Annotated in this window: 18 protein-coding genes; 10 read left to right on the forward strand and 8 right to left on the reverse strand. The window is 63.0% G+C overall.

Annotated elements, in window-relative coordinates:
• Positions 1-23: 23 nt before the first annotated feature.
• The 7 genes from ANTHELSMS3_RS12340 to ANTHELSMS3_RS12365 all read left to right on the forward strand — a co-directional run bounded on the left by ANTHELSMS3_RS12340 (position 24) and on the right by ANTHELSMS3_RS12365 (position 6502).
• Positions 24-617 carry a TRAP transporter small permease gene (locus tag ANTHELSMS3_RS12340; RefSeq protein ID WP_254694728.1) on the forward strand — a complete coding sequence of 198 codons (594 nt, stop codon included), beginning with the start codon at positions 24-26 and terminating at the stop codon, positions 615-617.
• On the forward strand, positions 614-1930 hold the full coding sequence (locus ANTHELSMS3_RS12345; protein ID WP_094035125.1) for a TRAP transporter large permease: 1317 nt from the start codon (positions 614-616) through the stop codon (positions 1928-1930). The genes ANTHELSMS3_RS12340 and ANTHELSMS3_RS12345 overlap by 4 nt, the downstream gene beginning before the upstream one ends.
• 74 nt (positions 1931-2004) lie before the next feature.
• On the forward strand, positions 2005-2766 hold the full coding sequence (locus ANTHELSMS3_RS12350; protein ID WP_094037093.1) for an SDR family NAD(P)-dependent oxidoreductase: 762 nt from the start codon (positions 2005-2007) through the stop codon (positions 2764-2766).
• 10 nt (positions 2767-2776) lie between these two features.
• Complete coding sequence (locus ANTHELSMS3_RS12355) at positions 2777-4570, forward strand: feruloyl-CoA synthase (RefSeq protein ID WP_094035126.1); 1794 nt, start codon at positions 2777-2779, stop codon at positions 4568-4570.
• 109 nt (positions 4571-4679) lie between these two features.
• Positions 4680-4844, forward strand: a complete 165-nt coding sequence (locus tag ANTHELSMS3_RS25550) for a hypothetical protein (RefSeq protein WP_157733498.1) — start codon at positions 4680-4682, stop codon at positions 4842-4844.
• A gap of 199 nt (positions 4845-5043) precedes the next feature.
• Positions 5044-5880 carry a helix-turn-helix transcriptional regulator gene (locus ANTHELSMS3_RS12360; RefSeq protein WP_094037094.1) on the forward strand — a complete coding sequence of 279 codons (837 nt, stop codon included), beginning with the start codon at positions 5044-5046 and terminating at the stop codon, positions 5878-5880.
• Positions 5873-6502 (forward strand): 3-hydroxyacyl-CoA dehydrogenase family protein, encoded by a 630-nt coding sequence (locus ANTHELSMS3_RS12365; RefSeq protein ID WP_094035127.1) that lies wholly within the window; start codon positions 5873-5875, stop codon positions 6500-6502. The genes ANTHELSMS3_RS12360 and ANTHELSMS3_RS12365 overlap by 8 nt, the downstream gene beginning before the upstream one ends.
• Here ANTHELSMS3_RS12365 and ANTHELSMS3_RS12370 read toward each other — a convergent pair.
• The 7 genes from ANTHELSMS3_RS12370 to acs form a co-directional block, all read right to left on the reverse strand.
• Positions 6485-7903, reverse strand: a complete 1419-nt coding sequence (locus ANTHELSMS3_RS12370; protein WP_254694729.1) for a 3'-5' exonuclease — start codon at positions 7901-7903, stop codon at positions 6485-6487. The two genes, ANTHELSMS3_RS12365 and ANTHELSMS3_RS12370, sit on opposite strands and share 18 nt — an antisense overlap.
• A gap of 4 nt (positions 7904-7907) precedes the next feature.
• Positions 7908-8411 (reverse strand): hypothetical protein, encoded by a 504-nt coding sequence (locus tag ANTHELSMS3_RS12375; RefSeq protein ID WP_094035129.1) that lies wholly within the window; start codon positions 8409-8411, stop codon positions 7908-7910.
• Between the two features lie 65 nt (positions 8412-8476).
• On the reverse strand, positions 8477-10300 hold the full coding sequence (locus tag ANTHELSMS3_RS12380) for a DUF294 nucleotidyltransferase-like domain-containing protein (protein ID WP_094035130.1): 1824 nt from the start codon (positions 10298-10300) through the stop codon (positions 8477-8479).
• Positions 10301-10422: 122 nt separating this feature from the next.
• A complete protein-coding gene (locus tag ANTHELSMS3_RS12385; protein WP_094035131.1) occupies positions 10423-12210 on the reverse strand; it encodes a sodium:solute symporter family protein in 1788 nt (595 codons plus the stop codon).
• Between the two features lie 6 nt (positions 12211-12216).
• Positions 12217-12498 carry a DUF4212 domain-containing protein gene (locus tag ANTHELSMS3_RS12390; RefSeq protein ID WP_089279344.1) on the reverse strand — a complete coding sequence of 94 codons (282 nt, stop codon included), beginning with the start codon at positions 12496-12498 and terminating at the stop codon, positions 12217-12219.
• Positions 12499-12571: 73 nt separating this feature from the next.
• Positions 12572-13258: an adenylate kinase gene (locus ANTHELSMS3_RS12395; protein ID WP_094037095.1), complete on the reverse strand. Its 687-nt coding sequence runs from the start codon at positions 13256-13258 to the stop codon at positions 12572-12574.
• A gap of 8 nt (positions 13259-13266) precedes the next feature.
• Entirely contained in the window at positions 13267-15240 is a 1974-nt protein-coding gene (gene acs / locus ANTHELSMS3_RS12400; protein ID WP_094035132.1) for an acetate--CoA ligase, read from the reverse strand.
• Positions 15241-15674: 434 nt separating this feature from the next.
• Here acs and ANTHELSMS3_RS12405 point away from each other — a divergent pair, with 434 nt between their 5' ends.
• The 3 genes from ANTHELSMS3_RS12405 to ANTHELSMS3_RS12415 all read left to right on the forward strand — a co-directional run bounded on the left by ANTHELSMS3_RS12405 (position 15675) and on the right by ANTHELSMS3_RS12415 (position 18838).
• Positions 15675-16691: a C4-dicarboxylate TRAP transporter substrate-binding protein gene (locus ANTHELSMS3_RS12405; RefSeq protein ID WP_094035133.1), complete on the forward strand. Its 1017-nt coding sequence runs from the start codon at positions 15675-15677 to the stop codon at positions 16689-16691.
• A 114-nt stretch (positions 16692-16805) separates the two neighbouring features.
• A complete protein-coding gene (locus tag ANTHELSMS3_RS12410) occupies positions 16806-17438 on the forward strand; it encodes a TRAP transporter small permease subunit (RefSeq protein WP_094035134.1) in 633 nt (210 codons plus the stop codon).
• Positions 17435-18838, forward strand: a complete 1404-nt coding sequence (locus tag ANTHELSMS3_RS12415) for a TRAP transporter large permease (RefSeq protein ID WP_094035135.1) — start codon at positions 17435-17437, stop codon at positions 18836-18838. Before ANTHELSMS3_RS12410 ends, ANTHELSMS3_RS12415 begins: the two co-directional genes overlap by 4 nt.
• 68 nt (positions 18839-18906) lie before the next feature.
• Here ANTHELSMS3_RS12415 and ANTHELSMS3_RS12420 read toward each other — a convergent pair whose 3' ends face one another.
• On the reverse strand, positions 18907-20106 hold the full coding sequence (locus ANTHELSMS3_RS12420) for a PLP-dependent aminotransferase family protein (RefSeq protein WP_094035136.1): 1200 nt from the start codon (positions 20104-20106) through the stop codon (positions 18907-18909).
• Positions 20107-20219 lie beyond the last annotated feature (113 nt).

Here is a 20219-nt window from a genome sequence, read left to right on the forward strand (position 1 = left end):
CGAGACAAGAGGGGGCATCTGCGATGACCGGTCTGCACCGCATCGTATTGGGACTTGCGCGCATCATGGCGCTAATGGGTGGGGTCGTGCTGATCTTGCTGGTCCTGATCACCTGCATTTCAATTCTGGGCCGCGTCGTGAACACCGCCTTGCATTCGGCTTTGATGATGTCGGTGGCCCCCGGTCTGGCGACCTGGCTGATTGATGCCGGCGTGGGGGCCATTCGCGGTTCTTACGAATTGGTCGAGGCCGGGATGGCGTTCTGTATTTTCGCCTTTATCCCGTTTTGTCAGGTGACCATGGGGCACGCCTCTGTCGATATCTTTACCAACGCTTTGCCAACCCGGGCCAACCGGCTGCTGGAGCTGCTGATTTCGGTGCTGTTTGCGGTCGCGCTGGTGACCATCGCGATCCAGTTGAACGCCGGGATGCTGCGCAAGCTGAGCTCTGGTCAGACATCGCTGTTGCTGGAATTTCCGGTCTGGTGGGCCTATGCGGCCAGCCTTGTGGGGGCGGCCCTTGCCGCCGTCACATCCGTCTATATCGTCCTCATGCGGCTGTATGAACTTCTATCCGGGCGCATGATCGCGCCGAATGCCGTGGGAGCGGATCATTGAGCAATCTCGAAATCGGCATCTACTCCTTTCCGGCCCTATTGTTGTTGATCTTCCTGCGGGTGCCGATTGGTCTGGCAATGTTTGTTGCCGGGTTTGCCGGGTTCTACTTTGTCATGGGCAGCACGCGGCTGCCGCTGGCGCAGCTCAAGGACCTGACCTATTCGACCTTTTCCAGCTATTCGCTGTCGATTGTGCCGATGTTCCTGCTGATGGGATATTTCGCCACGCTGGGCGGCATGTCACAGGCGCTGTTCAAGGCCGCCGAAAGCTGGCTGGGCCATCGCAAGGGCGGTGTCGCCATGGCCGCCATCGGGGCCTGCGCGGGTTTTGGCGCGATCTGCGGGTCGTCGCTGGCCACCGCCGCCACCATGAGCCGCGTGGCTCTGCCGGAACTGAAACGCTATGGCTATGAGGGTGGCTTTTCCACCGCGACGCTGGCCGCTGGCGGCACGTTGGGCATTCTGATCCCGCCCTCTGTGGTGCTGGTGATCTATGCCATTCTGACCGAACAGAACATCGCCAAGCTGTTTCTGGCTGCCTTCATTCCCGGCGTTCTGGCCGCCATCGGCTATATGATCGCGGTGTCGATCTATGTGCGCATCAACCCAGAGGCTGCCGGTGTGCGAGAGCCGGTGCCGATGGCCGAAAGGTTCCGCGCCATCTTTGACGTTTGGCCGGTGCTGACGGTGTTTATCGCGGTGGTGGGCGGCATCTATGGCGGTTTCTTTACCCCGACAGAGGGCGCAGCGGTGGGCGCATTGGGCACCGGCATCATCGCGCTGACCAGTGGCGGGCTGACGTGGCGCACGCTGTTGGACAGTTTCACCGATACGGCCCGGTCGTCCGCGATGATCTTTTTCATCGTTTTCGGCGCGGCCTTTTATAACCTGTTTCTTGCCCGCACGCGGGTGCCGCAGGAGCTGTCCAACTGGGTGGTTGAGCTGGGCATGTCGCCGATTGCGGTGCTGTCGCTGATCCTTGTCATCTACCTGTTGCTGGGCTGTTTTATGGACAGCCTGTCGATGATCCTGCTGACGATCCCGATCTTCTTTCCGGTGATCTCGGCGCTGGATTTCGGCATGAGTCAGGAACATGTGGCGATCTGGTTCGGTATCCTTGTTCTGATCGTGGTCGAGGTCGGGTTGATCACGCCTCCGGTGGGGATGAACCTGTTTGTGATCAACGCGATGGACCCGGCCACGCCGATGGTTCAGACCTATCGCGCGGTGATCTATTATGTGGCGTCGGATCTTGTCCGGGTCGTCATCCTTGTGGCGTTTCCGTCGATCACATTGTTCCTGATACCGGGGTAGAGGGGCGCCTTTGGCGACTCCCCCTAGAGTACTTTTGACCAAGAAAAAGCCCCGCCGTGCTGGAGGAGGATACGATGGACATCAAGGGTCAGGTCGCGGTCGTGACAGGTGGCGCAAGCGGTCTGGGGGCGGCGACGGCGCGGCGTCTGGCGGCGGATGGCGCGCGGGTCGGCATTCTGGACTTCGACGCGGACAGGGCCGCTGTGGTGGCGGCGGAAATCGGCGGTCATGCGGTTCATACGGATGTGGGCGACGAGGCGTCGGTTGGGGCGGCTATGGCCGAGGTGGTGGCCAAGCTGGGCGCGCCGCGTGTGGCGGTCAGTTGTGCGGGCATCGGACCGGCGGCGCGGATCGTGGGGCGTGAGGGCAAGCTGTCGACGGACCTGTTCGAACAGACCATCCGGGTGAACCTGATGGGCACCTATTATGTCATGTCCCATGCGGCGCGGGAGATGATGGCGCTGGACCCGCTGGAGACGGGCGAGCGCGGAGTGGTGATCAACACCGCCTCTGTCGCGTTTCAGGATGGGCAGATCGGGCAATCGGCCTATGCGGCCTCCAAGGGGGCGATTGCGGCCATGTGCCTGCCCGCCGCGCGTGAGATGGCCAAGCAGGGTGTGCGCGTGATGGCGATTGCGCCGGGGCTGTTCAACACGCCGATGATGGAGGGCCTGCCAGAGGAGACGACGGCGGGGATCGTCGCCAACGTGCCATTCCCGCACCGTTTGGGTGATCCGGCGGAATACGGTTTGATGGTCAGCCAGATCATCGCGAACCCCTACCTCAACGGCACCACGATCCGTCTGGATGCCGGTGTCCGGTTGCCGCAACGCTGAGGATCTCCCCATGACCACCTATCGTGCCCATTCCGTCACACGTCAGGACCGGGCCGATGGCACCATCCTGCTGCGCTCCGGCCATAAAATGTCTCGACCCGCGACCCGGACCGGCGATTGGCTGGACCATTGGTCCGATCTGACGCCGCACGCGGTGTTTCTGGCGGAACGTTCTGGGGCAGGCTGGCGCGAGGTCACCTATGCCGAGGCGCGCGAGGCGGTGCGCCTTATCGCGGCCAGCCTGCTGGAGCGGGGGATGGGGGCGGATACGCCGATCCTGATCCTGTCGGGCAACGGGGTGGATCACGCCTTGCTGACGCTGGCGGCGCAGTATGTCGGCGTGCCCACCGTGCCTCTGGCAGAGCAATACGCGTTGATCCCCGGCGCTTGGCCGCAGTTGGAGCATTGTGCGCGACTGGTGAACCCGGCGATGGTCTTTGCCGATGATGGCGCGCGGTACGGGACGGTGCTGGGACATGCGCTGTTTGATGGCGTGGAGCGTGTCGTGGCCCGCAATCCGCAAGCGGGCCAGACCGACCTGACAGCGATGTTGCGCGCAGGCGACGGGTTGGCAGTGGCGGCGGCAGCCTTGCAGGTCGGGCCGCAGACCGTGGCCAAGTATCTGATGACGTCCGGGTCAACCTCACACCCCAAGGCAGTGATCACGACGCAGGGGATGATGTGCGCAAATCAGGCGCAGATCGCCGATGCGCTGCCCTTTTTGCGCGACCGCCCGCCGCGGATTGTCGACTGGCTGCCGTGGAACCACGTTTTTGGCGGCTCGCACAATGTGAACATGATGCTGGCCAATGGCGGGGCGCTGTATATCGACGGCGGCAAGCCGATCCCGGCCAAGATCGCCGAGACCATCGAAAACAACCGCCTGATGAACGGCACCATGGCCTTTAACGTGCCGGTGGGCTTTGCCATGTTGCGCAACGCCATGAAGGCGGATCGCGGATTGCGGCAACGGTATTTCGAAGATCTCGACATGCTGTTTTACGCCGGGGCGTCGCTGCCGCAGGACGTCTGGGCGGATCTGGAGGACATGGCGCGCGAGGTGCGCGGTGAGGTGCCCTTGATGAATTCGTCCTGGGGGCTGACGGAAACCGCGCCCGCCTGCCTGATCCAGCATGAGCCCACCACCATGTCCGGCATCATCGGGGTTCCGATGACCGGGGTCGAGGTCAAGCTGATCCCCGACTCTGAGATGCGCTGCGAGATCCGCGTGCGCGGGCCGAACATCATGCCCGGCTATCTGAACGATCCGGAAAAAACCGCCGAAGCCTTTGACGAAGAGGGGTTCTTTTGTACCGGGGATGCGGTGCGATTTGTCGATGAGGACGACCTGACCAAGGGGATGCGGTTTGACGGGCGCATCTCTGAAGACTTCAAGCTGTTGACGGGCACATGGGTGCGCGCGGCGACCCTGCGGCTGGAACTGTTGATCGACTATGCGCCGCTGGTGCAGGACATCGTGATCTGTGGCGCGGATCGGGCGGAGGTCGGCTTGATGATCTTTCCCTCGACCGAGGCACTGGCGCTGGCGGGCGAGGCCGAAATCGACGGCGCGCTGATGAGCGAAGCCTTGCGGAGCGCGCTTGCCGACAAGCTGGCCTTGCGGGCGGATCACGGCTCTGCCGCGCGGGTCATGCGGGTGATGGTGCTGGCCGAGCCGCCGTCCATGGGCGACGGCGAGATCACGGCCAAGGGCAACCTGAACACCCGCAAGGTGCTGGCGCGGCGCGCGGATTTACTGGAGCGGCTGTATGCCGAGGATGACCCGGCAGTTGTGCGGTTGTGACGGTCTTTCGGTGAGACAAACTGTGCTGTCTTGATCTGGAACAAGGACGGGTGTTGCGGGGAGGGTAGTCTTGGGGACTGACCCTTCTGTTGCGAACAGGAAGACATCCATGCAAGCAGACCGCCTGATTGGCTATGCCCCGCGCAGCCGCGCCTTTGGCGAAAAACTCCAAGCTGACCCAAGCACCTGTATCGGGTGCAAAGACTGTTCCGGGCTGTGTCTGGCGCTGATCGACGTGGTGATGGTGCCAGAGGTTATTCTGGGTCGCGACTGAGCGGCCAGGCGATCCACACCGCAAGAGCGCAGGATTATGCGTATGACGTAGCGTCCACTTTGCAAAAATCCTTCCTTTTCAGCGCCGTCCAACTCCGCTATGCACTATAGTTCACAGGAGCAGGCAGGGCGCGGAAGGGATCGCGGTGGCGGTGGAATTGGATGGACACAGGGTAACGGAAGACGCGGTTGCCGCGTTGATGACCCGTGTCGGAGAACGAGTCCGGCAGGTTCGGGAACAGCGCGGCATTTCACGCCGCGTGCTGTCCGAGACCTCTGGCGTGTCGCCGCGCTACCTTGCACAGCTGGAAAGCGGGGCGGGCAATATCTCGATCGGGCTGTTGTGCCGGGTGGCCGAGGCACTGGATTTCCGGATCGACTGGCTGTTGGGTGAGGACGATCCGTGGACCTCTGAGGCGCTGCAAATGGCGGATTTGTACCGCCAGTCAGAGGCAGCGGTGCAGGCGCAGGTCAGGGCGTTGTTGTTGGACGGTGCGCCGGGTGGGCAGCGGGCGCAGCGCATCTGCCTTGTCGGACTGCGCGGCGCGGGCAAGTCCACGCTGGGGCGGATGGCGGGCACTGCTTTGGAGGTGCCGTTTATCGAACTCAACAATGAGATTTCCGAGGTCGGCGGGATGCCGGTGGCCGAGATCATGGCGCTGTACGGGCAAGAGGGCTTTCGCAAGCTGGAGGCGGATGCGCTGGAGCAGGTGATTGCGACCCATGAGCAGGTGATCCTTGCGGTGGGGGGCGGCATTGTGGCCGAGCCTGCCACCTACAACCGGCTGCTGTCGCATTTCCACACCATCTGGCTGAAGGCCGCGCCTGAGGAGCACATGGCGCGCGTTCGTGCGCAGGGCGATGAGCGGCCCATGGCGGGCCAGCCAGAGGCGATGGGGCAGTTGAAGTCGATCCTTCAGGCGCGAGAGACCCTGTATGAACGGGCGCATGCGCAACTGAACACTTCTGGTGCCTCTGTGACGGATACGTTGGAGCGGTTGCTGGCGCTGATCGCGCGGGAAAAGTTTCTTGGCTGACACACTGGTCGAGCGGTTGCGCGGTCCGTTCCGGGACGCCGCAGAGGCGGTGTTTCTGCACGGCTCGACCCCTTGGGAGGTGGATGAGGCGCTGGAGGCGTTTGGGTTCACCGAAGGGCCGTTTGAGGCAGAGGACCGGATCGGGCTGGATCTGGCGTGGGCGCGGCAGGGGGCAGAGGCGTCGCCGATCCTGCGTCGGATGATGGAGCTGGGCAAGCTGGGGCGCACGGCGGGCGCGGGCTGGTATCGGTATCCCGGTGGGGGCGGCAAGGTAGACGATCCGATCGTCGCGGATCTGGCGCTGGAAGAGGCGCATTTTCACCGCATGGTGCGGGTGGATTTCTCTGCGGACGAGATACGAGAGCGGCTGTTGGTGGCGCTTGTGGTCGTAGCGGTGGAGCTATTGCAGGATGGTGTGGCGGAGGATGAGATCAACCGCGCCTCTGTCGTTGGGCTGGGCTTTCCGGCAGGATTGGGCGGTGTGCTGGTGTGGGCGCGCGGGATCGGCGCGGCGCGGTTGGGCGCGATGGTGCGCCGGGTTCAGGACGAGGGCAAGGTGCCGTTGCGGCCTGTGCCGGGGGTGGGGCCGGGGTTGGACAGCGGCCTAGTTCAAATCCTCTAGCAGCCGTCCGTGGCGGCGGGTCTCTGCGATTACCGCGCCAAAGGTGGTCAGGCCGCGCGCCTCTAGCATGGGCAGCATCCTGACCAGCACCTCGGCCGTGGCGCGGGCGTCCCCCAGCGCGGTGTGGCGCAAAGCCTCTGGGATTGTGACATCCAACCGTTCGCACAGGGCGTCCAGAGTGTGCGTCTCGGAGGCCCCGAACAGCACTGCCGACAGCAGGACGGTGTCTAGGATCGGGTGATCCCAGACCACCCCCATCCGGCCCTTGTGACGTTGCAGAAAGGCCATGTCGAACGGCGCGTTATGGGCGACGATCACGGAATCCCGTGCAAAGCAGTGGAACTGGCGTCCAGCGCGGGCGATGCCGGGCTGCCCGGCGACCATCGCATCTGTCACCTTGTGCACCTTGGTCGAGGCGGGGGGAATCGGGCGGCGCGGGTCGACCAGTTGGTCAATCACCTCGCCCGGCACGATGCGGCCATTCACAACCCGCACGGCACCGATCTGCACGATCTCATCCTTGTGCGGCAAGAGGCCGGTGGTCTCTGTGTCGAAGACGGTAAAGGTGAGTTTGCCAATCGGCGTCTCATCCAGCTTGGCCGTGCCGCGGCCCTGCATCAGGTCGAAATCATAGACCAGCGGGCGCGCGGCCTCTGGCGAGATTTCGATATGGGCGGCGTCGATGATCATCATATAGCCGCCGCCCTGCATCGGCTTGAACCGCGCATCATAGCTTTGTTGGCCATCCAGCCCCTCTAGCGGGCGGTTGATCTCTTTGCCGCCTTTGTTCATGGCGGTGCGCGCTGCCTTGATGCTGGCGGGGTCGAAGTAGTCGGCCAGCGGCGCGTTCAGGCGGGGGACGGCCTGTTGGGCCAGCACCTCTGCCGCCTGTCCGTCATACAGCACGATCTGATCGTCGGCGTTGATCAGCAGCGTGGCCACCGGGATTTCCGTCAGCAGGGCGGTCAGTTGCGTCTTTTCGGCGGTCAGGCGGGCGGTTTCGTTGGCAATCCGCTGGGCGGTCGAGACGGCGTTTTCCGACAGGGCAGCGGTGATGGCATCGGCGGCGGGGGCGAGATCGCCCAGATAGCGGGCGGCGTCCTTGTCCACGGTTGTGCCGGTCCCGGCGTGGGCTCGGGTGCGCAACCGGGCGGACAGCCGCTCGATCGGTTTGGCGACGTTTTCATCAAACAGCAGCCAGACGCCGGTGGTGAGCGCGACAAAGCCGAAACTGGCAAGGATGCCAGCAAAGACAAAGCCGTTGGCCGGGGTGGTGGCAAGCGCGCGCGCGTGTCCAACCCAGAGCGCACCCAGCACGATGGCGGTCCCACCAAGCGCGATCAGGCAGAAAAACAGAAAGATCCGCAGGCGTAGGCTGAGCTTGCTCATGGGGTTGGACATGGGGTCATACCTCGGCGCAGACGGTCCTGACGACCGGATCGTCGGGGCCGACGTCGCGCCACAGCGGCGGCGAGCCATCGCCCAGCACCGGGTCGGCGCGGCGATAGCCCGCACAATCCACCATGACCTGCACGATCTGGTTCGACCGCCAGCGCCCGTAGAAATAGAGCTTCACCAGGTACAGCCCCTCTGTCTCGGTGTTTTTGAGCGGGCTGGCGGTGTCGACCGCGACAAAGCGATCAGTCAGCGGATAGATGTAGGTCCAAGGCCGCCACAGGGCGCTGTTTTCGACCGTTTGCGCAATGCTCAGTCCCTTGTCGCGGGCGCTTTGTGCGGTGCGGCCATACCAGCTGTATTCCGTGGCGATCCCGGCGATCAGCATGGCGGCCCCCGCGCCAACCGGCACGATCCAGCGCGGCAGACGACGGCCGGTCAGTGCCGACAGCGCCATCATCAGACCCGCGCCGACAAACCCGGCCACAAAGACGGCGATCAGTTCCAGAAACATCTTTCTTCTCCTCCTCGGGGCCGGGTTATGCCCCGTTTGCCCCGCTTTCCGTCCGTCTTGCCGACCTAGCCAAGCATCCCCTTGCCGTGACCTACAGCCGATTGCAGTGACTTGACCACGACAAAGGCGTTTCGCAAATGGCTCCGCTCAAAATCCGACAGATCGGCGGGGGCCAGATAGTTGTCCGGCGCATTGCCTGCCTTGATCTGGCGGGCCTGATGTTCCAGCCGGGTTTCGGCGATCAGATCATAGGCATCCAGCAGATCCTGCCCGCCGGATTGACTGAGCACACTCGCCCCCATTGCGGTCTCTAGCCGGGCGCGGGTGTTGACCTGTGCCAGCGATCCTTGCAGCGCATAGACTCGGCCCAGATCGACGACCGGCACGACGCCGTTGTGTTTCAGGTCCAGCTGGTTTTTGTGCTCACCCGAGCGGATCGTGGCAAAGCCGCGCAGCAGGCCCAGCGGAGGTGTGTGTTTGAGTGAGTTCGAAATCATATGCGCCACGAAGATCGAATTCTTGGCCGCCTTTGCCAAGGTCTGTTCCTGAAGGTTTTCGAACAGGGTTGCCGTGCCGCCAATGGGGCGCAGGTCGAACATGACTGAGGCCAGCATCTGCGCCTCGGGGACGGGTTTGTTGATCCAACTGTCGAAATAACCGCGCCAGACGCGCAGCGGTTGGCACCAGCGCGGGTTCGAGGCCATCATATCGCCGGGGCAATATACATAGCCGCAGGTGTTCAGCCCGTCGGTGACGATTTTTGCCAGCCCTTCGAAGTAGGGGCGCATGTCCTCGGTGAAATCGTCGTGGAGGAATAGCACGTTGTCCTGATCCGAGACGCCGGTCTGCTCTTGCCGGCCCTGACTGCCGCAGGCCGCCCAGAGGTAAGGCACCGGGGGCGCGCCCAGTTCCGCCTCGGCCAGCGCCAGCAGGCGGCGGGTGGCGGTGTCGGCGATGTCGGTGATCAGGCGGGTCACAACCTCATGCCGGTTGCCGCCTGCCACTAGTTGGACCAGCAGTTGCGGAATGCGGGTGGTGACACGGGCCATATCCTGTGGCGTGCGGGCATGGGCCAGTTCGGAAACCAGTTCGGCCGAAGTCATGGCCTGAAAGCGGGTGAGATCGGTCTGGGTGACCATCCCCACCAGATTGCCGCCGTCGACGACGGGGACGTGACCGATGCGGCGTTCCATCATCATGTGCAGCACATCCGACCCGATGGCCGAGGGCGGCAAGGTCAGCGGATCGGCGGTCATGATCTCTGACAGCGGCGTGTCATAGGGCAGGCCGCCACCGACCACCTTGCCCGAGATGTCGCGGATGGTGGCGATGCCGCGCAGCACCTTGCCCTCGGTGATGCAGACCGATGAGATGTGGCGCGAATGCATGAGCTGTGCCGCGTCGCGCACCGGCGTGTGCGGCGGGCAGGTCAGCGGGGCGGGGGCCATCAGGGTTTCGACCCGGCTGGTGGACAGATCGGCGCGTTTGGGTTTGGGCGCGCGCTGGCGGTCAAAGAACTTTTTCGCAGCGGGCTGCGTTTCGATCAAGTGGCGGAATTCGGCGGGGGGCAGCACCAGCAGGCGGCTTTCTTCGCGCGTGCGGGCAGAGGTTGCCGCCAAGCCGTCGCGCATGAGGCCGCGTTCGCCAAAGCTGTTGCGGGGGCCAAGTTGCGAAATCTGCGCGCCGTTCTGGTCGCGGACTTCGACGGTGCCTTTGTGGATCAGGTAGAGCCCGTCCAGCGGTTGGCCCAGCGTATAGATGTCCTGATTGGTCTCCATCGTCTGCTGCTGGAAAGCGGGCAGCAGATCCTCCAGCACTTGCGGATCAAGCGCGTCATAGGGGTGGAGTGCGGACAGAAAACGGCGAAGGTCGGCGCGGTCGATGGGCATGGATCATCCTTGCGCAGGAAGTGGGGTGTCCCGCCCGGCAGGGGCCGGACGGGACTGTGTTTAGTGGGGGCGGGATTGCCCCGCGGTCCCTGTCCCGGCGCAGGGGCCGGGACAGGGCGTTTTTAGTGGTCGGCCGCTGCGGCACCGGCACCGCGCGGGACGCGGACCGATTCCACCAGCTCTTCGATCTCTTGCGGGATCGGCTGGGTCATCTTGGACACGATGAAGGCCACCGCAAAGTTGATCATGGCTCCGACAGCCCCGAAGGAGGTCGACTGGATCGTGCCCAGTAGCGGGTCCGCATCGGTAAAGCTGTTGGTGTCCGGGATGAACAACCAACCCTTGTGCAGGAAGATGTAGACCAGCGTCACCAGCAGGCCGGTGACCATGCCCGCAACCGCGCCTTTGTTGTTCACCTTGGTAAAGATGCCCATCATCAGCGCCGGGAAGATCGACGCAGCGGCAAGACCAAAGGCCAAGGCCACCGTTTGCGCCGCAAAGCCCGGAGGGTTGAGGCCCAGATAGGTTGCCACCGCGATGGCAACCGCCATGGCGATCCGTGCGGACAGCAGTTCACCCTTTTCCGAGATCGCGGGGTTGATAGAGCCCTTGATCAGGTCGTGGGAGACGGCAGAGGAGATCGCCAGCAGCAGGCCCGCAGCGGTTGACAGGGCAGCGGCAAGACCGCCAGCCGCGACCAGACCGATGACCCAGCTGGGCAGGTTGGCGATTTCGGGGTTGGCCAGCACAAGGATGTCACGGTCGAACTTGGTCAGTTCGTTTGCGTCACCCCAACCGGCGGCTTCCATCTTGGCAACCGTGTCGGCATCGGCATCGTTGAAGTAGACGATCTTGCCGTCACCATTCTTGTCTTCCCAGCCCAGGAGGCCGGTTTTCTGCCATGTCGCCATCCAGTCATATTCTGGATTGGCTTCGATCATTTCGACAGAGACAGGCTCTCCCGCAGCACCATTGGGCCACATCAGGTCGGTGATGTTCAGGCGTGCCATGGCACCCACAGCCGGTGCGGTCAGGTACAGCAACGCGATGAAAACAAGCGCCCAGCCCGCGGACCAGCGTGCATCGGCCACGCGCGGCACGGTGAAAAAGCGCATGATGACGTGGGGCAGACCCGCCGTACCGATCATCAGCGACAGGGTGAACAGCACCATGTTGAGCGTGTCGGAATGGTGGGTCGTGTACTCGTTAAAGCCCAGTTCGGCGACGATGGAGTCCAGCTTGGCCAGCAGCGGCTCACCGCTTGCGACGTGATCGCCAAACAGGCCCAAGGCCGGGATCGGGTTGCCGGTCAGTTGCAGCGAGATGAACACGGCCGGAATGGTGTAGGCCATGATCAGCACGACGTATTGTGCGACCTGCGTATAGGTCACGCCCTTCATGCCGCCGAACACCGCGTAGGCAAACACCACGCAGGCCCCGATCAGAAGACCGGTTGTGTTGGAGACCTCAAGGAAGCGGCCAAAGGCCACGCCGACGCCGGTCATCTGCCCGATCACATAGGTGAGCGAGGCAACCAGCAGCGCGATGACGGCCACGACGCGTGCAGTCGGCGAATAGAAACGGTCGCCGATGAATTCCGACACGGTGTATTTGCCGAACTTGCGCAGGTAGGGCGCAAGCAGTAGCGCCAGCAGCACATAGCCGCCGGTCCAACCCATCAGGAAGGTCGAGTTATCATAGCCCGTGAAGGCGATGAGACCGGCCATACCGATGAATGAGGCCGCCGACATCCAGTCCGCCGCCGTGGCCATGCCGTTGGTAACCGGGTGAACGCCGCGGCCCGCAGCATAGAATTCCGAAGTGGAGCCCGCACGGGCCCAGATCGCGATGCCGATGTAGAGCGCGAAACTCGCGCCGACAAACAGCAGGTTGATGGTAAACTGATCCATAACGTCTTACTCCTCCTCGACGCCGTATTCACGGTCGAGCTTGTTCATCCGCCACGCGTAGAAGAAGATCAGCGCCAAGAAGACGATGATCGACCCTTGCTGGGCAAACCAAAAGCCCAGATCGGTGCCGCCAACGGCAATGCCCGAGATCATCGGGCGCAGCAGGATGCCAAAGCCGAAAGACACCAGCGCCCAGATGATGAGACTGATGACGATGATGCGTACGTTTGCCTTCCAGTAGCCCGCATCGGACTTTGCCTGTTCGGCCTGTGATGTGTGGTCCGCCATGATGCGGTTCCTCCTCTTTCCTCCAGGGAACCCGCCGCGCGGCGAACGCGGCGGGCAATTCGTTTGGCGCCGCTCAGGCGGTCGCGGTCTTTACGATCGCGGACAGCTTGCCCGCGATATCGTCGATGTCGCCCATTGCATTGATGCCGATCAGCGCGCCCTGACGGGCGTAGTGTTCGATCAGCGGCGCGGTCTGGGCGTGATAGGCCTCCAGCCGCGAGGCCACGGTCTCGGCGTTGTCGTCGGCGCGGCGCTTGAACTCTGTGCCACCGCACTTGTCACAGGTGCCGGCGGCCTTTGGCTGCTTAAAGCTATCGTGATAGCCTTCGCCGCACTCGGCGCAGGTGTAACGGCCGGAAATCCGCGTTACCATGGCGGCGTCGTCGACCTCTAGGCTGACGGCGGCGTCGATCTTTTGGCCGTTTGCGGCCAGCAGTTCGTCCAGCGCCTCGGCCTGGGCCGTTGTGCGCGGGAACCCGTCAAGGATGACGCCCTTGGCGCAGTCCGGTTCGGCCAAACGGTCACGCAGGGTGGCAATGACGATATCGTCAGAGACAAGCTCACCCGCCTCCATCACCGCCTTGGCCTGCTTGCCCGCGTCGGTGCCTGCGGCCACAGCGGCGCGCAGCAGATCCCCGGTCGACAGTTGCACAAACCCGAATGTCTCTTCGAGCATCCGTGCTTGGGTTCCTTTGCCGGCCCCGGGGGGGCCAAGCAGGATCAGCACGGGGGCGGCGGCGGTTGTTTTGGTTCCGTCCATCATGTCCCTCACGCCTTATTCATTCTGTTTTCGATGAGGTCATCTACGACGGTTGGGTCAGCGAGAGTTGATGTGTCGCCGAGGGCGCCGTAGTCGTTTTCGGCGATTTTGCGCAGGATGCGGCGCATGATCTTGCCGGAGCGGGTTTTCGGCAGGCCGGGGGCCCACTGGATCAGGTCCGGGCTGGCGATGGGGCCGATTTCGGTGCGGACCCAGGTGCGCAACTCCTTGCGCAGATCATCCGTCGGCTCGACGCCGTTCATCAGGGTGACGTAGCAGTAGATGCCCTGGCCCTTGATCTCGTGCGGGTAACCCACGACCGCCGCCTCGGCGACCTTTTCATGTGCCACCAGCGCCGATTCCACCTCGGCCGTGCCCATGCGGTGGCCGGACACGTTGATCACGTCGTCCACCCGGCCGGTGATCCAGTAATCGCCATCCGCATCGCGGCGGCAACCGTCACCGGAGAAGTAATAGCCTTTGTAATCAGAGAAATACGTCTTCTCAAACCGCGCGTGATCGCCCCAGACGGTGCGCATCTGGCCGGGCCAGCTGGCCTTGATCGCCAGAACGCCTTCGGTCGGCGAGGCGTCGATTTCCACACCCGATTGCGGGTCCAGCACCACCGGTTCGATGCCGAAGAACGGCTTCATCGCGGCGCCCGGTTTGGTTGCATGGGCGCCCGGCAGGGGGGTCAGCAGGTGGCCGCCGGTCTCGGTCTGCCACCAGGTGTCAACGATCGGGCAGCGGCCGCCGCCGACCACGTCGTTGTACCAGTTCCACGCCTCTGGGTTGATCGGCTCACCGACGGTGCCAAGGATACGCAAAGAACTGAGGTCACATTTTTCAACAAATTCCGTGCCTTGTCCCATCAACGCGCGGATCGCGGTCGGCGCGGTGTAGAACTGCGTCACTTTATGTTTTTCGCAAACCTGCCAGAAGCGGCTGGCGTCGGGGTAGGTCGGCACGCCCTCGAACATCACGGTGGTGGCGCCATTGGCCAGCGGACCGTAGACGATATAGCTGTGCCCGGTGACCCAGCCGACGTCGGCGGTGCACCAGTAGACATCGCCGTCATGCACGTCGAACACCACCTCATGGGTCAGCGCGGCATACAGGAGATAGCCGCCGGTGGAGTGCACGACGCCCTTTGGCTGCCCGGTCGAGCCGGATGTGTAGAGGATGAACAGCGGATCTTCGGCATTGATTTCAGCGGGTTGGCTGTAATCTGACGCCTCCAGCGCCATTTCGTTATAGTCAAAGTCGCGGCCATCGACCCATGTGGTCTGGCCGCCGGTGCGCTTGACCACAAGGCATTTGACGTCGTCCTTGCAGTGCAAGAGCGCCTTGTCGGCATTGGTTTTCAGCGGCGTCTTGCGGCCGCCGCGGGGGGCCTCATCCGCTGTGATCACAACTTTGGCGTCGCAGCCGTTGATGCGGGCGGAGAGCGCGTCAGGCGAGAAACCGGCAAAAACAATCGAGTGGATCGCGCCGATGCGCGCGCAGGCGAGCATGGCATAGGCGGCCTCGGGGATCATCGGGAGATAGATGATGACCCGGTCGCCTTTGCGAACGCCCAGCGTTTCCAACACGTTGGCCATGCGGCAGACGCGGCGGTGCAGATCGTTGTAGGTGATCGACTGGGCCTGTTCGTTGGGGTCGTCGGGCTCAAATATGATGGCGGTCTGGTTGCCGCGCGTTTCCAGATGGCGGTCGATGCAGTTGGCGGCGACGTTCAGGGTGCCATCGCGGAACCACTCAATCCCGACCTGGCCAAGGGTGAAGTCGACGTTCTTGATCTCAGTCGGGGCCTTCATCCAATCCAGCCGCTGCGCCTGTTCGGCCCAGAACCCCTCAGGGTCGCTGATCGAGGCCGCATACATCGCGTCATAGCGCGCCGCGTCGACGTGGGCCTTGGCCGTCAGATCCGCCGATGGCGGGTAAACGGGATTGCCGGTTACAGGTTTTGTCTGGTCGGTCATGGCAGGAGCTCCCTCTCCGAAGTGATCCGATGACGCGCCATTCCGTAGCGTCATCGGGTATAAGTTGGAATATATCGAAATCGGAAAATAATGAAATAAACTATTAGAAATGAAGGATTTAGGTGTAAAATATTTTCACAGAAGGCTTGAAAATCGTAAACAAGTTTGCCCAACCCTCGCTAAACCCTTTGTTTACAACGGTGCAATGACACCTCGTCGCAGGCAGGTGAAAAGGGCTTGGCTAGCACCCGGTGGGGGCGAGTGGCCTGGGTCTCGGGTGTGACAAAACGATGCGGTATGCCATGGTATGCGAAGTGTTAGCGCTCGCCCTTGCGAATCCCCAAGGTGCGGCAAAAGCCTTGCGGTATGGGTTCATTCGGCTAACCTCCCGCCCGAGGCGGAACATACCGCTGTCGAAAAATGGGGAGGACGACATGTCCAGCACTACTGCAAAATTGATGCTGAGCGTCGTGGCCGCGACGTTTGTAACCGAGGCCGCCGCTACCGAATGGAACGTATCCGTCTGGGGGTCACGTCGCGCCTTTACCGAGCACATCCACAAGATCGCTGACCTTGTGTCGGAAAAGACCGGCGGCGAGTTCACCATGAACATCTCTTACGGCGGTCTGTCCAAGAACACAGAGAACCTTGACGGTATTTCCATCGGCGCCTTTGAGATGGCGCAGTTCTGCGCCGGATACCACGCCGACAAGAACCGCGCGATCACCGTGCTGGAACTGCCGTTTATCGGTGTGTCCACGCTGGAAGAAGAGGTGGCTGTCAGCCACGCGGTCTATGCGCACCCGGCGGTGGCCGAGGAAATGGCGCAGTGGAACGCGCGGATGCTGATGACCTCGCCCATGCCGCAATACAACATTGTCGGCACTGGCGAACCGCGTGACGAACTGGCCGAATTCGATGGGATGCGCGTGCGGGCCACGGGCGGTCTGGGCAAGGCGTTTACCGCAGTGGGCGGCGTGCCGACCAGCGTGACCTCATCCGAGGCCTATCAGGCGATGCAGTCCGGTGTTGTCGACACCGTGGCCTTTGCCCAGCACGCGCACCTGTCGTTTGGCACCATCAATCAGGCGGACTGGTGGACCGCGAACCTGAACCCCGGCACGGTGAACTGCCCGGTTGTGGTCAACATCGACGCCTACGAGTCACTGCCTGACGATCAGCGCGCTGCTCTGGACGAGTCCGTTGATGAGGCGATTGCCTATTACCTTGAGAATTACGGCGAGTTGCTGAAGCGCTGGGATGAGGTGTTGGAAGAGAAAGGCGTGACCAAGGTCATGCTGTCGGATGAGGAACTGGCCAAGTTCCGCGAAGTGGCGGGCAAACCGATCCATGACGCATGGCTTGCGGACATGAATGCGCAGGGCCTGCCGGCGCAGGAACTCTATGACCTCGTCTTCTCGACACTGGAAAAGGCGCGCGCCTCCAACTGAGGTCGTGCGATCCCGCCCCGGCCTTTTGTGCCGGGGCCTCGTGTCAAATAGGACAAGAGGCCCCGGCGCAGGGCCGGGGCGGGCTTTTCCCTTTTACAAGACCGGAGAAAACTGATGGCCGGACATGCCTCCGTCCTTGAGGATGGCAGCCTGCTTTCCAGGCTCGACCGGGTGCTGGCACGGGTAGAGTGGGGCATGGCCCTCATCTCTGGCCTTGGGGCCTTTGCGCTGATGTGCCTTGCAGTGGTGTCCGTCACCGGGCGCAATCTTTTCAACGAACCGCTGCGCGGCTATGTCGACTGGATCGAGACGGCGATGCCGTTCATCGCCATTTTCGGTATTTCCTATGTCCAGCGCGCGGGCGGGCACATCCGGATGGACATTGTCGTGGGCGCGCTCAAGGGGCGCGCGCTGTGGGCGGCAGAGTTCATCACGACGTTTCTTGTCCTGCTGCTGATGGTGCTGCTGGTCTGGGGCACATGGGCGCATTTCGACCGCAGCTTTGACTTTTCCAAGCCGAACTGGAGCCGGGACAGTTCCATCGACATCGGCTTGCCGATCTGGCCCGCGAAACTGGTGGTGCCGGTGGCGTTTTCGGTGATCTGCCTGCGGCTGGTGCTGCAACTGTGGGGCTATGGCCGCGCCATCATCTTTGGCCTGAGTGAACCGGTGGCGGTGCCGCTGGTCATGTCGGCGGCGGAACAGGCACTGGCCGAGGCCGATCAGGTACAGGGGCACGACACATGACATCCATTGAAATTGGTCTCTGGGTGACCGGCGGCCTGTTGGTCATGGTCGTCCTTGGGATGCGGGTGGCCTTTGCCGCCGCCTTTTCCGGTCTGGTCGGTCTGATCTGGATCTTCTGGTCGAAAAAGGGCTACGACCCCGCCGATTTTGGCTGGGCGCTGACGGTGGCGGTCAAGACGGCGGGGCAGGTGCCGCATGGTAAGGTATCGTCGCAGGCGCTGTCGCTGATCCCGACCTTCATCCTGATTGGCTATCTGGCCTATTACGCCGGGCTGACCCGCGCGCTGTTCGAGGCGGCGAAACGCTGGATCGCATGGGTGCCCGGCGGGCTGGCGGTGTCGACGGTCTTTGCCACCGCAGGCTTTGCCGCCGTGTCCGGCGCATCGGTGGCGACGGCGGCGGTCTTTGCCCGCATCGCCATCCCCGAGATGCTGAAGGTCGGCTATGACAAGCGGTTCGCGGCAGGGGTTGTGGCGGCAGGCGGCACGCTGGCCTCCCTGATCCCTCCTTCGGCGATACTTGTGATCTATGCGATCATCGTCGAGCAAGACGTGGGCATGCTGTTGCTGGCAGGGTTCATTCCCGGCGTCTTTTCGGCGCTGATCTACGCGATCCTGATCATCGGGCTGGCGCTGACGATCAAAGGGTTCGGCCCGCCGGTGGGCGGGTTCACATGGCGGCAAAGGTTTGAAAGCTTGCCGCCCGCGCTGCCCATCGTGGCGGTGGTCGTGATCATCATCTTCTTTGTCTACAACCCGTTTGGCGGCGACAGTTGGGGCACCCCGACAGAGGGCGGGGCCATCGGGGCCTTCATCGTTTTCCTGATGGCGCTTTGGCGGGGCATGCGCCTGAAAGAGCTGAAGGACGCACTGATCGAGACGGCGAAACTGTCGGTCATGATCTTTACCATCATCTGGGGCGTGCTGATCTATGTGCGGTTTCTGGGGTTTGCAGATCTGCCCTCGGCGTTTTCCGACTGGATCACCGGGCTGCCCTATTCGCCGATGTTGATCCTTGTCTGCATCCTCTTGGCCTATGCGGTGCTGGGGATGTTCATGGATGCCATCGGGATGTTGTTGCTGACGCTGCCGGTGGTCTATCCGGCGGTCATGGCGCTAAACGGCGGTTTGTTCGTCAGTGCCGAAGACGCGACATTTGGCATGTCAGGGCCGATGTGTGCGGTGTGGTTCGGTATTTTGGTGGTCAAGATGGCAGAGTTCTGCCTGATCACCCCGCCCATCGGCTTGAACTGCTTTGTCGTGGCGGGAGTGCGGCCAGAGCTGTCGGTGCAGGATGTATTCCGGGGGGTGACGCCGTTCTTTGTCGCCGACGGGATCACCATCGCGCTGCTGGTGGCGTTTCCAAGCATCGTCCTGTGGCTGCCGTCGCTGGCCATGTGATCGTGCCTGAATAGCCCGGCAAGACCCTGCGTTCCGGCGCGGGGTCTTGTCCTTACCGGCCTTCGGCCTCAGGCGGCGCGGGTCAGTTCCATCCGGGTTGCGTCGGCAAGGCGGCGCACGCCCTCGGCCAGCACCTCTGGCGGATTGAGGGTAAAGTTCACCCGGATCGCCCGACGGTCACGCCCCAGAGGGTCAAACACGCTGGAGGGAGAGACGCAGACGCCATGGTCCAGGCCGGTTTTCATCAGCCGGTCGGTGTCCAGTGACGGATCGCGGGCGACTGCCCAGACGAACATGCCGCCTGTGGGCACCTCCCATGTGAACAGGTCGGACAGGTCCGTCGCCATAGCGGCGCACAGCGCATCGCGCCGCGCGCGGTACAGATCAAGGATGCCGGGCAGGATGCGGTCCGGCACGCCTTGTTCCATCGCTTGCAGCGCAATCCGCTGGCACAATCCGCTGGTGAACATGTCCGACCCCTGTTTGGCGGTGGTCGTGGCGGTGATCACCGCTGGTGCGGCAATGACCCAGCCGACGCGCAGGCCCGGTGCCAGCATCTTGGAAAACGTGCCAAGGTAGATGACCTGACCGTCGTAGACCGGCGCACCGGTGGCGGAGAGGTCCAGCATCCGGGGCAGGGGGGCAGCGTCATAATACAGGTGGCCGTAGGGGTCATCCTCCGCCAGCCAGCAACCGGTGGCCTGCGCCGCCGCAACCAGCGCGCGGCGCTGATCCACTGGTACCAGACGCCCCGAGGGATTGGAGAAATTGGGCACGGTATAGGCGAATTGCGCGCCCGTCATAGAGCCGTGCGGATCAAATCCGTTTTGTTCCAGCACCATGGCGCGGTACTGCGGGGTGCGCGGTTTCCAAGCGTCGATAGCGCCCAGATAGGCCGGTGATTGCGCCGCGATGGTGTCACCGCTGTTCAGCAGCACCTTGCCCAGCAACTCCAGCCCCTGCATCCCGCCGGTGGTGATCAGCACGTTGTCCCGCGTCAGTCGCAGATCGCTCCGGCTATAATCGGCGGCAATGCGGTCGCGCAGATCGGGCAGTCCGTCGATCGGGGAATATCCCAGTGCGTCCTGCGTGTGATCCGCGACCGCGCGGCCTGCGAAATCCGCCAACTCCGGTGCGGGCCATGTCGATGGGTCCGGCAGGCCCCCAGCGAGGTTCACCAGACCGGGAATTTGCCCAGCGGACAAAAAGGTCTGGGTTACGTCGTTGGTGTCATCCAGCCAGCGGGCAAAGGGGGCGCGTCGGGACAAGGGATTCCTCCGGTATGCGTTACATGGCCAGTTGGCGGCTCTCCTAACATGTTTCGGTAAACAGATGGCAAGAACAGATAACAGGTTCGGCGCAGTCTTGCCGCAGTATTTCC

The organism is Antarctobacter heliothermus (assembly GCF_002237555.1).
GTDB lineage: Bacteria > Pseudomonadota > Alphaproteobacteria > Rhodobacterales > Rhodobacteraceae > Antarctobacter > Antarctobacter heliothermus_B.